Here is a 13,133-nt window from a genome sequence, read left to right as displayed (position 1 = left end):
ACGGTGGACGGACGTTGTCCGCGCCCCTCCCGGAGGAGACCGAATGACCCGTCACATCGCCCCCACGACCGAGGTGTTGGCCGAGGCGTGGCTCTCCTGGGCGGAACGCGGCAAGGGGTTGGACGCCGAGGCGTGGGCCCGGCCGACCCGGCTGCCGGACTGGACGGTCCTGGACCTGTTCGCGCACGTCGCCCCCACCGCCGAATCGTTCGGACAGCTGCGCGCCGCCGTCGTCGACGGCCCGGCGGAGGTCGAGTCCGCCGCCGCCGTCCTGCGCTTCTTCAACCAGCCCGGTGGCCTCGCCCACACCGCCGCCGGGCAGGTCGCCGAAGGCGCCAAGAAAGCCGCCGCCGAGACCGACCCGGCCGGGCTGATCGCCCGCTTCGAGGTCGAGGGCCCGGCCGCGCTGGCCGGTTACGCGGACCTCTCTCCGGACACCGTCGCCGCGCACCCGATCCTCGGCGCCGTGCGGATCGGCGCGCTGGCCGAGGTGGCGCTCATGGAGGCGACGGTCCACCTGCTCGACCTGATCGCGGCCGTCGGCGGTCCGCCGCCCGCTGACGCCGCCCTGCACGCGGTCCGCGCACTGCTCGCCGAGGTGGCCGACCCGGTCGCGTTCATCGAGGCGGCCTCGGGCCGCTCGGACGCCGCGGTGCTCCCGGTGATCCGCTGACCCCGGGGTCTGTCGTCGGACCCCCGTCGGCCGCCCGGACGCCGCACGGCGGGCGGGGGTTCGAGGACCGGCCCCAGTCCTCGTGGGATCCTCCGGCGCAGGTCAGGCGTACGATGTGCGGCGGAACCCCGAGAGGGGTGATTCGGGGACGACGGGGGATGGGTCGATGTACGACATCGCGTGGTGGGTCTTGCCGGCAGTGCTGTACGGCGGCGGGTGGATCGTCAAGGACGCCCGCCGGGCCCTGAAGACGCGCCACGAGCGCAAGCTGGAGCTGCTGGAGGCGGCCGACCGGAAGCAGGCCGCGCTGGAGGCGGCCACGCGGCCGCCGGAGCCGGTCTGCGGTTGCACGCACCACCTGGCCAAGCACGACAAGCAGGGCCGTTGCCACGAGGAGGTCGAGGCGCCCACCGCGTGGGACGCCGAGCGCCGCCCGGTGCAGTTCGAGGCCCGCCAGTGCAACTGCCAGCAGTACGTGGGCCCCGAGCCGCTCGGGACGGTCTTCGCCCAGGAGCTCGTCGACCCGCGCTGAGCACGCCGCGAGGGAGCCCACGGTCCCGCCGGGGGCTCCCCTTCGCGCGTCAGCCGTTGGCGAGGGCCTGGAGGCGGTCGTAGGCGCCGTTGAAGAGGTCCTGGTCGCCGGGGAAGGTGCCGGAGGAGGCGTACTGCCAGATGGTCTGGTAGCTCCAGCCGTTCGGCAGGGTGCCGGGCGAACTGGAGTAGCGGGCTGTCCAGAGAGGGTTGGTGGCGCCGAAGTCACCGTTGTTGCCGGTGCACTGGGTCCACCAGTTGGTCGTGGTGTAGATCGTCGGGTACCGGCCGGTGCGGGCGAGGACGGTGTCGCTGAAGGAGTGGATCCAGGCGACCATGGCGCCCTGGCTCAGCCCGTAGCAGGTCGCGCCGTACGGGTTGTACTCGATGTCGAGCGCGGGCGGCAGCGTCACGCCGTCGGCGGACCAGCCGCCGCCGTGGTCCACCAGGAAGTTGGCCTGGGTGGCGCCCGAGGAGCGGTCCGGCAGCGCGAAGTGGTAGGCGCCGCGGATCAGCCCGGCGTCGTAGGAGCCGTTGTACTGCTGCGCGAAGGACGGGTTCCGGTACGTGGTGCCCTCGGTCGCCTTGATGTAGGCGAAGTCGGCGCCGTGGGCGGCGGCGGTGGCCCAGTCGACGCTGCCCTGCCAGCTGGAGACGTCCATGCCGGCGGTCTGGGTGACGGCGAGCGAGCGGATCGCGGCCGGGTCGGCACCGTCGCCCTCGTGGGCGGCGACCGTGGAGCCGGCGAAGTCGAGCTCGGGGTGGTCGCCGCGGCCGGCGGGTGCGGCGGCGGGTGCGGGCGCGGGATCGTCCGCGTACGCCGGTGCGGTCGCGCCCGCGACGAGCGCGACCGTCGCGGCGAGCACGGCCGGCGTGGTGCGGCGGCGGGTCGTGATGGATCTGGCGGAGCGGGAAGTGCTGGACATGAACACTCCTCTGGTCCGGTGCGTGGTGGCCCAATGGGGCCGGTGCGGCGGGGAGTTGGCCCGGCCGGGGAGCAGAGTAGCCATGTGCTCGCCAGGAGGACCAGACGCCGGGGCCACATCCTGAACCGCCGCCACGTGTGGCGGGGTGACACCGCGGGCCCCTGACGTCCGCCCGTTGCCCGTGCGCCTCCCGCTCGTCGCCCCCGGTTCGCCCCGGCCGGCCGGTCAGGGGTCGCCGCGGCTGTGGCACGATGCCCGCAAGGCCGCCCCACCCGGGCTGATCGCGACAGACCAGAGCAAGCGGAAGGACCGCCCCCATGACCGACACCGCCCAGCAGCCCGTCTTCCGCCCGGCGACCGTCGCCGACGTGCCCGCGCTCGTCGCCCTCGTCGAGTCCGCCTACCGCGGCGACTCCAGCCGCACCGGCTGGACGACCGAGGCCGACCTGCTGGACGGCCAGCGCACCGACGCCGTCGCCGTCGCCGAGGCGGTCGGCGACCCCGACGGCGTCGTCCTGGTCGCCGAGCAGGACGGCGAGCTGCTCGCCTGCTGCCAGCTCGAACGGCACGCCGGCCACGCCTACTTCGGCATGTTCTCGGTGCGCCCCGGCCTCCAGGGCGGCGGCCTCGGCCGTTCCGTGCTGGCCGAGGCGGAGCGGCTCGCGGGGGAGGAGTGGGGCGTCACGGTGCTGGAGATGAAGGTGATCGAGCAGCGCGCCGACCTCATCGCCTGGTACGAGCGCCGCGGCTACCGCCGGACCGGCGTCTACACCCCGTTCCCGTACGGCGACGAGCGCTTCGGCATCCCGCGCCGTGACGACCTGCGCTTCGAGACGCTGACGAAGGAGATCTGACCGTCCTTCCCGAGGAGTGGTCACGGCACCGACGCCCCCGGACGTTGCCCACGAGGCACGGCCGGGGGCGTTGTCCGGTGTTCGGATCCGTGATCCCCGGAGTGCGCCCGGAGGTGACGCGCCGTCAAAGTCGCTGACCAGTGCCGATGCGGAGATGTCACGCCTCGTTCATGATTGGTCTAGGCCAATGTGAGACCCTGGGCTCGAACGGCCGACGTTCCGTCCCACTCCCAGGGGGCCAATTCCGCATGCCCGTACTCCATGGCACCGCCATGCCCGCACCCGACACCGGCCCGCGCCGGACTCCCGACTCCCGCCGATCCGGCGACCACCGCCTGCCGGCACCGCCCGACGACGACGAGCTCTACTGGTACTTCGGCCCGCAACGCCGCTGGGTACCGCTCTGCGCCACGCTCTCCTACGCCGGAGCCACCGTCACACTCGGTCTGTTCGCCCTGAGCCGTCCGCTGCTCTGGCCCTTCCTCCTGCTCACCGTCCTCAACGCGGCCACCTGGCTGCTCTCGCTCGCGGACGGCCAGCGCGCCCGCCGCTACACGCGCGACTCGCACGACCTGCTGGTCCGCGCCCGGCGGCCCGCCCACCACCCCGGCGTCGACCTGCTGCTGCCCACCGCGGGCGAGCCGCTGGCCGTCCTCGACAACGCCTACCGGTACACCGCCGCCGTGCACTGGCCCGGCGAACTCACCGTCCTCGTCCTCGACGACGCCGCCCGCCCCGAGGTGCGCGAACTCGCCGAGTCCTACGGCTTCCGCTACCGCGCCCGGCCCGACCGCGGCCGGTTCAAGAAGGCCGGCAACCTCAACCACGGCCTCGCCGAGGGCGACGGGGAGATCATCGCCGTCCTCGACGCCGACTTCTGCCCGCGCCCCGACTTCCTGCACCACCTGGTGCCCTACCTCGACACCCCCGGGGTCGGCATCGTGCAGAGCCCGCAGTGCTTCGACACGGACCCCGACATGTCCTGGCTCGAACGCGCCGCAGGAGCCACCCAGGAGATCTTCTACCGTTGGATCCAGCCCTCCCGGGACGCGCAGGACGGCACCGTGTGCTGCGGCACCAACGCCCTCTACCGCCGCGCCGCGCTGGCGCGCGTCGGCGGCTTCGCGGAGATCGACCACAGCGAGGACCTCTACACCGGCCTCTCGCTCGCCCGCGCCGGGTGGACCACCCGGTACGTGCCCGCCCTGGTCGCCAAGGGCATGTCGCCCACCGGCCTGCCCGCCTTCATCAGCCAGCAGTACCGCTGGTGCCTCGGCTCCCTGGCCCTCGTCCGCGACCCGGACTTCCGCCGGGGACCGCTGCCCCGCTCCGCGCGGCTCTGCTTCTGGAACGGCATCCTCGGCTACGTGACGAGCGCGGTGAACGTCTTCGCCGTGCCGCTGCCCGCCCTGATCATGCTGTTCTTCGCCCCGGACGACATCGAGCCCTGGCAGGTCCTGCCGTTCCTGCCGCCGATCTGGGTCGCCCTCGTCCTGCTGCCCGCGATGTCCCGCACCCGCTGGCGCTTCGAGGTCACCCGCGTCCAACTCCTCGGCGGGCTCTGCCACGTGGTCGCCATCGCGCACGCGCTGCGCCGCCGCAGCGCCGACTGGGTGCCCACCGGCGCGGTGTCGCGCGGCGGTTCGCTCGCCCGGACCGTCGCCCGGATGGGCGTCGGCTGGCTCGGGCTCGTCGTCCTCGCGGGCGCGGCCGGACTCGTCCGCGCCGTCGCGCTGCACGGCTGGCGGCCCTACTGGGCGCTCACCGCGCTCCTCACGCTCACCGCCTACACGATGATCCCGCTCATCAGGGCCCTGTGGCCCCTGCTGCGCGGCGGCAACGGAGCCGCCGGCGCCGACCTCGCCCCGCCCGCGCGGCGCCGCACCGACCCGGGCTTCGGCCGGGCCGAGGCCGTCGCCGTCACCGCCGTGCTGCTGCTCTGCGGCCTGCTGGCGTCCGGCTGGGCCGACCCGCTGGTCTTCTGACCGCTTCCCCCGCTCCGTCGTTTCCTTGCGCGTCGCCCCACCGGCGCGGACCCGCCGCCCGGCCGCCCCATCGGCCCGGCGGCCCCCGACCCCCGCTGCCTGCCCAGCAAGGAGCCCCGCCGTGCCGACGGCCGTACCACCGGCGAGCGCCGAACCGCCGACCTCGTCCGCCTCCGAGAACCTGCTCCCCGGTGTCGTCCGGGTCGAGCGGCCCGTTCCTTCCGATCCCGCCCCAGCCGCCGTCCTTGTCGCCGACGCGCCCCGCAAGCGTGGCGCCTTCCGGCCCGACGTCGAGGGACTGCGCGGCGTGGCCGTCCTGTCCGTCCTCGCCTACCACGCCGCCGTGCCCGGCCTCACCGGCGGCTACGTCGGCGTCGACGTCTTCTTCGTCATCTCCGGATTCCTCATCACCGGTCTGCTGCTGGGGAGTTCGGGCGGCCCGCTCGGCCTCCTCGACTTCCTCGCCCGCCGCGCCCGCCGCATCCTGCCCGCCGCCGCCGTCGTCCTCGTCGCCACCGCCGTGGCGGGCGGCGTCCTGCTCGACCCGCTGCGCGGCACCGACCTCGCCCGCGACCTGATCGCCGCCGCCGGGCAGTACGCCAACTGGCGGTTCGTCGGCCGGCAGACCGACTACCTCGCCGCCGGGCGCGACCCGAGCCCGCTCCAGCACTTCTGGTCGCTCGGCGTCGAGAACCAGTTCTACCTGCTGTGGGGCGTCCTGCTGCTCGGCCTCGCCCGCCACCTGCACGGCCGCCGCCGCACCGCCGCCGTCGCCGTCGTGACGGCGGGCGTCGGAGCGGCGTCGTTGGTGCTGTGCGTCCAGTGGACGCAGACCTCGGCGCCGCTCGCGTACTTCTCCACCGCCGGCCGGCTCTGGGAGTTCGCGGCGGGGGCGCTCGCGGCCCTGCTCGGCGGGGTGCTCGGCGCTCGTGGGTGGGCACTGCGGATCGTCGGGTGGGCCGGCCTCGCGGCCGTCGTCGCTCCCGTCGTCCTGTACGACCGCACCACGCCGTTCCCCGGCACCGCCGCCCTCCTGCCGGTGCTCGGCACCGCCGCCGTCCTCCTCGCGGGCCCGGGCAGCGTGCGGGACGCCGGAGCGCGGGGCGCGGGTACGCCGGACGCGGGAGCGCTGACCGCAGGTGCGCCGACCGCAGGACGGCTCCTCGCCACCCGCCCGCTGCGCGCCGCCGGGCGCCTCTCGTACGCGTGGTACCTCTGGCACTGGCCGGTGCTGACCATCGCCCAGGCCCGGTACGGCACGCTGCCTTGGCCCGTCCAGCTCGTCCTCGTCGCGGCCGCCGCCCTGCCCGCCTGGCTCACCCTGCGGCTCGTCGAGCACCCCCTGCGATACGCCGGCAGCCCGGCGCCGCGCCGCGGGCTCGCCGTCGGTGCCAGCGCGCTCGTCATCCCGCTGATCGCCGGCCTCACCCTCGGCGGCGGCACCGTCCGCGCCCTCGGCACCGCCGACACCCCGGCCCTCGCCCCGGCCGGAGCCGTCGACGGGCCCGCCCTGCTCGCCCCCGGCACGCGCCTCACCGGGCTCACCCCGTCGCTCGCGCGCGCCCGCGTCGACTTCCCACCCGGCAAGGGCTGCGAGATCCCGCTCAACGCCGACACCAGCCCGCGCTGCCTCTTCGGCGCCGAGAACAGCCCCGACCGCGTCGTCCTCCTCGGCGACTCGCACGCCGGCCAGTGGATCTCGGCCGGCATCGCCATCGCCGAACAGCGGCACTGGGCCCTGGAGGTCCTCGTCAAACCCGGCTGCCCGCTGGCCACCCTCACCGTGCGCAACGACGTCCTCGGCCGGACCTTCGACGAGTGCGACCGCTGGCGCGAGAACACCCTCACCCGGCTCGCCACCGGCCCCGAGCCACGCCTGATCCTCATGGCCGGCCTCAACCGCTACGGCAGCCAGGACGAACGCGCCCGCGGCTGGACCCGCACCCTCGACCGCCTCGCCGCCACCGGCGCCCCCCTCGCCTACCTCGGCGACACCCCGATGGCCGGCAAGGACGTCCCCACCTGCCTCGCCGCCTCCGACGGCCGCTCCGACGCCTGCTCCTTCCCCCGCGCCACCGCCTTCGAGCCCGACCCGATGCTCGACGGCGGCCTGGCGGTGCGGTACGGCGTCCGGGTGGTGGACGTCGGCCCGCTCCTGTGCCCGGGCAGCGGTCCCGACTGCCCGGCGGTCCTGGAGGGGGTGGTCCTGTACCGCGACACCGGCCACATCACGGACACGCTGGCCCGCGTGCTGGCGCCACGGCTGGACCGGGCCCTGCTGGGGCGGGCTGAGAGCGGGGGTGTGGTGCTCCCGGAGCCTGGTCGGCCGTCCGGGTGAGGTGGCGCCGGAGCCGGCCGTGCCTCGGGTCCCCGGGGACCGGGGGCGGAGACCGACCCGGTGCCCGACGCCCTGTGGCCTCAGCCGTAGATGTTCCGGCAGAGGCGGGCCTGTTCCGAGTCGGCGGGCCAGCGGCCGATGCGTTCGGCCTGGTCGCAGAGTGAGCCCGGCCCCGGGGCCGGCGGGGCGGCCGGTGGGCCGGTCCGGCCGGCGGGGGAGGCCGCCGGGGCGGGGGCCGGGTGGGGAGTCGTGTGCGGGGCGCGGCCCGACTTCGGGTGGGGGCCCGGCGTGTGTTCCGCCGCCGCCGGCGGCTCCTCCTCTGCAGTGGTCGCGGTGCCACCGGCACTCGCCGACTCGCCGCCCGCGGGGGTCGGCGCGGGCAGCGGGGACGGCGCCGGCGTCACCGCGGGTGGCGAGACCGGCCGCAGGTTCGGCGCCGCCGGGACGGACGGCGACGGCGAGGACGTCTGCGGCAGGGCCACCACGGACACGTCGTCGCCCGCCCCCGGCCCGCACATCGCCAGGACGGACGCCATCAGTGCCACCGTCCCCAGCGCCGCGGCCGCCCACGTCCACCGCGAGCGTGTCGGGGCGGGCACCGCCGGCGGCGGCACGTCGGGCGGCGGCGGGGGGACGGACGTGTAGGCGGGCCCGGTCGGCGGTGGCGCGGGGACCGGCGGCGGCTGCCAGGCCTGCTGCGGCCACTGCCACTGCCCACCGCTGGGCTGCCCTGTCATGTCGATGTCCTCCTGCGTCCGGTACCCCCCGGTTCGTGGCGTGCTTCGTGCTCAACGAGCCACCGGGCCCAACGGGCGCGCCGAAGCGCGGACATGACCCGGAAGAGGGTTCCGGACGGGCGCGGATTGCCACGGCGCCACATATTGGGGGCATGGAGACCAACAGCACGTCCGGCCCCCTCGTCGATGTCGCGGAGTTCCGCACCGACAGCCGCTACCGGCTGGTCCACTTCGAGGGCCACGGCTGGGAACCGCTGGCCCCCGAGGAGTTCGAGCCCCGGATCCACCAGCTCTTCCCCGACGTCGACCCCCACGACCCCGAGCGCGTCCACTGGGCCGACCGCCCGTGGGAGTGGCCCGCCTGGCACCCCGGCGAGGCCTGACCCGGTCCCGCCCCGGCCCGGGCCCTCGCGCCCTGTGCCCTCCCTTCCGGTAGGATCCGTCGCGCTAGGCTGTTCGGGTGAGCGACCACGTCTGGCGGCGCCTGCCCGGGCAGGCCGTGAACACCAGCTCGCCGACCGAACTCGGCGCGCTCGTCCCCTCCCGGTACGACGCGGGCTTCGCCGAGCTGACGGCCGCCGGGCTCGCCCTGGCCGTACGGCGCACCGCGCGGCTGATGGCGCTCGCCCTCACCGAGAACGGCCTGCACCCCGACCCGGCCGCCCGCCTGCCCCTCCACGGCGGCGCACCGCGCCCGGCCGGGGAGCCCGAGGTGCACGTGCTGCGTCCCGAACAGGTCGCCGCCGCTTCGGTGTTCCTGCGCGGCTCGGCCCTCGGCGAGCTGGTCCGCCAGCAGGAGTCGCTGCTCGCGCGGACGGTCGTCGCGCTCGGCTACGTGACGCCGTGGTCCGAGGCCCTCGCCGCCGAGGTGGTCGCCGACCTGCGGGAGCTGCGGGACTTCTTCGCGGACGCTGCGGCGGCCGGCGACGCGGTGGTCATGCGGAGCGCCCTGTGAACGAGCTGACCGGCAACGAGCCGACCGGCAACGAGCTTGCCAGCACTGCGGGGTACGGCGCCGAGGCGCAGGCGCTGGCCGTCCAGTACGAGAGCGTCACCTTCGCCGAGGTGCACCGCGAGATGCTGCACCTCTTCCCGGCGCCGCCCGCCACCGTCCTCGATGTCGGCGCCGGCACCGGCCGCGACGCGGCGGCCCTCGCCGCCCTCGGCCACTCGGTGGTCGCCGCCGAGCCGACGCCCGAACTCCGGCTCGTCGGAGAGGAGTTGCACCGGGACTCCGGCGTCAGGTGGGTCTCCGACGCCCTCCCGGAACTGCCCTCGCTCGGTGCGGGATGCTTCGACCTCGTCCTCCTGACGGCCGTCTGGATGCACCTCGCCCCCGCCGAACGCCCGCCCGCGATGGCCTCGTTGGCCCGCTTGGTCTCCCCCGGAGGCCGCGTGATCCTGTCGCTGCGCCACGGCCCGGTGCCGCCGGGCCGCCGCATGTTCGACGTCCCGGCGGAGGAAACGATCACCCAGGCCGCCGCCCACGGCCTCCACCCCCTCCACCGCACCACCCGGCCCGACCTGCACGGCCGCCCGGGCGTGGGGTGGACGATCCTGGCCTTCGAGGCGGCCGCCTGACACCTCGGAAACAAGGGGATGCCGCCGCCCGCCCGGCCGTTGCGACGATGCGGTGCAGGAAAGCCGAACAGCCGAACGGTCGGCCAGCCGACCAGGCGAGGGGCCGTCACACCCCATGCGCATGCGCAGATTCGTCACCGCAGTGGCCAGTACCGCCACCCTGTCCCCGTCCCCGCTGTTCCTCCTGACCGCCGCTCCCCAAGCCGAAGCCACCGAACCCTGGCAGCCGACGAAACGCCAGCAGGGCGAGGCGTCCCGGGACGTCAACCACCGGTCCGGCGGCGCCGGAAGTCGGGCCCGCCGACTTCCTCCTACGCAGAGGTGGGTTCGTCGTAGTCGTTCCAGCCCGACGATCGCGCAAGCTGCTCCCATGCCGGCCAGGTTCCTCCTGTCGCCTGGCGCACGAGCTCGCCCGCCATCGTGAAAGGTGGCGCCTTGTGCGGCTTCTTCAGGGCCTGGCCGACGATGCTGTCGTGGAGGACCGCCGCCGCGCGCAGCCGGGGCAGCGTCCGGTGGACGTGGTCCGCGTAGCCGTCCGGGAGGGCGGCAGGTCCGCCGCCCAGGTCGAAGCCCGCGCCGAGTGCGACCAGTGCGATCTCCGGTCGCTTCCGTTGGGCGATCTCCCGGTCCGTGTGGAGCGCGACCGCGTCCCACACGACGTCCGTCCGGTCCGGTGGCACGCCCTGGTCCGCCAGGAAGCGGACGGCCAGGTCGGCGCCGTCCAGTTCGAACCGCTGGTCGCCGTCGCCCTCGTCGCTGAGGCCGCTGTCGTGCAGGACGCAGCCCAGGAACAGCAGTTCGTCGTCGTAGTCGCGGTCCGGCCGCAGGCCGCAGTGCTCGCCGAGGAGCCGTCCGTAGAGGTAGGTGCGCAGGCTGTGGTTGAAGATCGCCACCGGGAGCAGGGTCCTCGCGCGGCGCAGCGCGGCCTGCGCGAGATCCGTTGCAGGCAGGGCCAGTTCGCTCTGGTCGGCGCTCACCAAGCGACCGTACTCGGTCGTTCGCCTCGCGGGCGCGCTATTCGGCGGTTCCGAAGCCGTCCGCGACCAGGCGGGCGGCCCAGGTGCGGATGGCGGCCTCGACGGGCGGGTGGGTGAGGCCGATGGTGGCGGCCAACTCGTCGGCGGACGCGGTGTCGTAGCGGTCCTCGGAGAGAAAGGTGAGGGTCTCCGGGTCCGCGCCGGTGAGCGCCCGGGGGAGAAGGCGGACGACGGGGACGGGGATGAAGCCGCGTGGTGGGCGGACGCCGAGGTGGGTGGCGAGGAGGGCGATGAGGTCCGGGAGGGCCGGGGTCTCGGGATCCAGGACGGTGTGGGACGAGGCGGGTGCGCGGTCGTGGGCGGGGACGGCCGAGAGGAAGCGAGCCAGGTGGTCGACCGTGACCACCGGGACGAAGGTCCGCCGCGTCCCGGGGAGCAGGGGGAGGCGGCCGCGGTGGAGCTGCCGGACGACGTGGGCGAGCCCGAGGTACTGGCCGGCCTCGCCGGTGGCCGAGTGCCCGATGACGCTGCTCGGGTTGACGGTCGTGAGGGGGACGCCGAGTCGGTCGGCCGTCACGCGCACTGCTGCGTCGCCGAGGTGCTTCGAGGCTTCGTAGGCGCCGAGCCGGGAGTAGAGGGCGGCGGTCTCGCGGGGTGGGAACGGGTAGCGGGGCCGGGGGTCGCGGCCGACGCGGTAGCCGGAGAGGTGGACGTGGCGGCGCAGGCGGGGGCGGGTGGCGGACCACCGGAGCGCGTGCAGGGCGCCGTCGACGTTGGCGGGGTGGGCCTCGGCGCGGGTGAGGCCGAACTCGTAGCGGGCGGCGAGGTTGTGGACGTCGCGGACCTCGGCGAGGCGGGCGTCGTCCTCGGGGCCGAGTCCGATGCCGGGGTGGGTCAGGTCGGTGGCGACGGTGGTGAGGGCGGTGGTGAGGGCGGTGTCGTCGGCGCCGTGGGCGCGCAGCCACGAGCGGAGGGCCGTGTCGCGCCGGCCGCCGGCGCCACCGCGGACGGCGACGGCGACGGGTTCGCCTTGGGTGAGGAGTTCGAGGGCCAGCCAGCGCCCGATGAAGCCGGTGGCGCCGAGGACGAGGGTGGTGGGGAGTGGCATGGCGTGGTGTTCCGTTCTCTGTAGACCGGTCTGTATATTTTTTGGGCGCGCGGAAGCCCTGGACGGCGAAGCGCGCGCTGTCAGCCCTTGGCGCCGATGAGGTGCAGTACGGCGTGCTGGGCGTGGTCGAGGGGTTCGCGGCTGCGCCGGACCGACGCGAGCAGCACCGCGCCCTCCATCAGGGCGAGTGCCTGCCCGGCGGCGGTCCAGGCCTCGTCGGGGCTGAACCCGCCGGCTGCCAGCCGCTCGGCGAGGAGCCGCTGCCAGCTCTCGTACACCGCCGAACAGACGGCGCGCAGCGGCTCGTTGGTGCCCGCGACCTCCAGTGCGACGGTGGCGATCGGGCAGCCCTTGGCGTAGCCGGAGCGCTCCAGGCGGTCGGCGAAGACCTCGGTCAGGCGTCGGGTGAGCGCGGCGGCGTCGACGCCCTCGGCGGCGAGCGACCTGAGCAGGTCCTCGACCTCCCGGCCGGCCTGGGTGAGGGCGGCGGCGACCAACTGATCCTTGCCCTCGGGGAAGTGGAAGTACAGCGACCCGCGCGGCGCCCCGCTCTCGGCGACGATCTGGTTGACGCCGCTGCCGAAGTACCCCTGTGCCTCGATCAGCGCCCGCGCGCCGGCGATCAGCCGGGCACGGGTTTCCTCACCCTTGGCTCCCATGGAGGAGAGAATAGACCGGTCTACATATTCTGCCAACGGGAGGGTGCGGGCTGCGGGGCCTACACCCCGTACCCGCCCGGGAACCCGGTCCAGCGAAGCTCCTCGGGCAGGTGGCCGAGGTCGTTGACCAGCAGCGGGGAGGGCGGCCGACCGGGCGCGTAGCGGATGACGGTGAGCGAGGCATTGGCGTGGTTGAGCCCGAGCCAACGCCACGGCGGCGCGTCGAGAGCGTGGCGCACGAGCCAGCCGATGAGGAAGTTGTGCGTGACGACGAGTTCGTGCCGCTCCTCGTCCCCGGCCACGGGCCCGGTGAACGCGGCCACGGCCTGCCGCGCCAGCTCCGGCCCCGACTCGTGGGGCTCGGAACGGGAGAGGAAGTCGAGGAAGTGGTCCGCACTGCCGGCGGGCAACTCCGCCCGCTCGGGGACGTACGGAACGTAGTCACCCGCCGCGTCGGAGACGTGGACGGTGGCCGCAGGCAGGTGCTCGGCGATCAACCCCGCCGTCTGCGCGGCCCGGGCGAGCGGTCCGTGGTGCACAACAGAGATCGGCCGCCCCGCCAACCGACGCCCGAGCAGCCCGGCCTGACGCCGTCCGACTTCCGAGAGCCCACTCTCGTCCGCCAACGCCTCCCCGTGCCGGACGAGGTAGAGGTAACGGACAGCGCTTCCGGCCATACGAGGACTCCTGGGGAGGACGGTGATCAGCTCCCCCACCCCGACGCCACACCCGAGCCATCCGGTTCCCCGGACACCAGGAAGCCG

The 13,133-nt window shown here is 74.9% G+C and carries 14 protein-coding genes; 9 read left to right on the top strand and 5 right to left on the bottom strand.

Going from position 1 to position 13,133, the window contains the following annotated elements:
- The first annotated feature begins 43 nt into the window (after positions 1 to 43).
- Both PUR71_RS24570 and PUR71_RS24565 read left to right on the top strand, forming a co-directional pair.
- Positions 44 to 673, top strand: a complete 630-nt coding sequence (locus PUR71_RS24570; RefSeq protein WP_329929264.1) for a maleylpyruvate isomerase N-terminal domain-containing protein — start codon at positions 44 to 46, stop codon at positions 671 to 673.
- Positions 674 to 839: 166 nt separating this feature from the next.
- Positions 840 to 1,205, top strand: coding sequence for a hypothetical protein (locus tag PUR71_RS24565; RefSeq protein WP_329929263.1), 366 nt, complete (start codon positions 840 to 842; stop codon positions 1,203 to 1,205).
- Positions 1,206 to 1,254: 49 nt separating this feature from the next.
- On the opposite strand, the gene PUR71_RS24560 is transcribed toward PUR71_RS24565, so the two are convergent.
- Complete coding sequence (locus tag PUR71_RS24560) at positions 1,255 to 2,130, bottom strand: lysozyme (protein WP_329929262.1); 876 nt, start codon at positions 2,128 to 2,130, stop codon at positions 1,255 to 1,257.
- A 317-nt stretch (positions 2,131 to 2,447) separates the two neighbouring features.
- Between PUR71_RS24560 and PUR71_RS24555 the strand changes: the two genes are divergently transcribed.
- From PUR71_RS24555 to PUR71_RS24525, 7 genes are all read left to right on the top strand, one after another.
- On the top strand, positions 2,448 to 2,984 hold the full coding sequence (locus PUR71_RS24555; RefSeq protein ID WP_329929261.1) for a GNAT family N-acetyltransferase: 537 nt from the start codon (positions 2,448 to 2,450) through the stop codon (positions 2,982 to 2,984).
- 248 nt (positions 2,985 to 3,232) lie between these two features.
- Positions 3,233 to 4,969 (top strand): glycosyltransferase family 2 protein, encoded by a 1,737-nt coding sequence (locus tag PUR71_RS24550; protein ID WP_329929260.1) that lies wholly within the window; start codon positions 3,233 to 3,235, stop codon positions 4,967 to 4,969.
- Between the two features lie 121 nt (positions 4,970 to 5,090).
- Positions 5,091 to 7,307 carry an acyltransferase family protein gene (locus PUR71_RS24545; RefSeq protein ID WP_329929259.1) on the top strand — a complete coding sequence of 739 codons (2,217 nt, stop codon included), beginning with the start codon at positions 5,091 to 5,093 and terminating at the stop codon, positions 7,305 to 7,307.
- A gap of 333 nt (positions 7,308 to 7,640) precedes the next feature.
- On the top strand, positions 7,641 to 7,952 hold the full coding sequence (locus PUR71_RS24540; protein WP_329929258.1) for a hypothetical protein: 312 nt from the start codon (positions 7,641 to 7,643) through the stop codon (positions 7,950 to 7,952).
- 244 nt (positions 7,953 to 8,196) lie between these two features.
- Entirely contained in the window at positions 8,197 to 8,427 is a 231-nt protein-coding gene (locus PUR71_RS24535) for a hypothetical protein (RefSeq protein ID WP_329929257.1), read from the top strand.
- 77 nt (positions 8,428 to 8,504) lie between these two features.
- Positions 8,505 to 8,999: a hypothetical protein gene (locus tag PUR71_RS24530; protein WP_329929256.1), complete on the top strand. Its 495-nt coding sequence runs from the start codon at positions 8,505 to 8,507 to the stop codon at positions 8,997 to 8,999.
- Positions 8,996 to 9,625, top strand: a complete 630-nt coding sequence (locus tag PUR71_RS24525) for a class I SAM-dependent methyltransferase (RefSeq protein WP_329929255.1) — start codon at positions 8,996 to 8,998, stop codon at positions 9,623 to 9,625. Before PUR71_RS24530 ends, PUR71_RS24525 begins: the two co-directional genes overlap by 4 nt.
- Before the next feature lie 311 nt (positions 9,626 to 9,936).
- Here PUR71_RS24525 and PUR71_RS24520 read toward each other — a convergent pair whose 3' ends face one another.
- The 4 genes from PUR71_RS24520 to PUR71_RS24505 all read right to left on the bottom strand — a co-directional run bounded on the left by PUR71_RS24520 (position 9,937) and on the right by PUR71_RS24505 (position 13,046).
- Positions 9,937 to 10,602: an HD domain-containing protein gene (locus tag PUR71_RS24520; protein WP_329929254.1), complete on the bottom strand. Its 666-nt coding sequence runs from the start codon at positions 10,600 to 10,602 to the stop codon at positions 9,937 to 9,939.
- Between the two features lie 37 nt (positions 10,603 to 10,639).
- Positions 10,640 to 11,710 carry an SDR family oxidoreductase gene (locus tag PUR71_RS24515; protein ID WP_329929253.1) on the bottom strand — a complete coding sequence of 357 codons (1,071 nt, stop codon included), beginning with the start codon at positions 11,708 to 11,710 and terminating at the stop codon, positions 10,640 to 10,642.
- A gap of 80 nt (positions 11,711 to 11,790) precedes the next feature.
- The gene (locus tag PUR71_RS24510; RefSeq protein WP_329929252.1) at positions 11,791 to 12,369 is read right to left on the bottom strand and encodes a TetR/AcrR family transcriptional regulator; all 579 of its coding nucleotides are present in this window, start codon (positions 12,367 to 12,369) and stop codon (positions 11,791 to 11,793) included.
- 59 nt (positions 12,370 to 12,428) lie between these two features.
- On the bottom strand, positions 12,429 to 13,046 hold the full coding sequence (locus tag PUR71_RS24505) for a histidine phosphatase family protein (protein ID WP_329929251.1): 618 nt from the start codon (positions 13,044 to 13,046) through the stop codon (positions 12,429 to 12,431).
- Positions 13,047 to 13,133 lie beyond the last annotated feature (87 nt).

This window comes from Streptomyces sp. SP17BM10 (genome assembly GCF_036322405.1).
Taxonomy (GTDB): domain Bacteria; phylum Actinomycetota; class Actinomycetes; order Streptomycetales; family Streptomycetaceae; genus Kitasatospora.
This window is presented reverse-complemented; position numbering and strand designations above follow the sequence as displayed.

Coding starts and splice junctions, on each gene's coding strand:
- PUR71_RS24570 (WP_329929264.1), top strand. CDS start 44: ATGACCCGTCACATCGCCCCCACGACCGAGGTGTTGGCCGAGGCGTGG.
- PUR71_RS24565 (WP_329929263.1), top strand. CDS start 840: ATGTACGACATCGCGTGGTGGGTCTTGCCGGCAGTGCTGTACGGCGGC.
- PUR71_RS24560 (WP_329929262.1), bottom strand. CDS start 2,130: ATGTCCAGCACTTCCCGCTCCGCCAGATCCATCACGACCCGCCGCCGC.
- PUR71_RS24555 (WP_329929261.1), top strand. CDS start 2,448: ATGACCGACACCGCCCAGCAGCCCGTCTTCCGCCCGGCGACCGTCGCC.
- PUR71_RS24550 (WP_329929260.1), top strand. CDS start 3,233: ATGCCCGTACTCCATGGCACCGCCATGCCCGCACCCGACACCGGCCCG.
- PUR71_RS24535 (WP_329929257.1), top strand. CDS start 8,197: ATGGAGACCAACAGCACGTCCGGCCCCCTCGTCGATGTCGCGGAGTTC.
- PUR71_RS24515 (WP_329929253.1), bottom strand. CDS start 11,710: ATGCCACTCCCCACCACCCTCGTCCTCGGCGCCACCGGCTTCATCGGG.
- PUR71_RS24510 (WP_329929252.1), bottom strand. CDS start 12,369: ATGGGAGCCAAGGGTGAGGAAACCCGTGCCCGGCTGATCGCCGGCGCG.
- PUR71_RS24505 (WP_329929251.1), bottom strand. CDS start 13,046: ATGGCCGGAAGCGCTGTCCGTTACCTCTACCTCGTCCGGCACGGGGAG.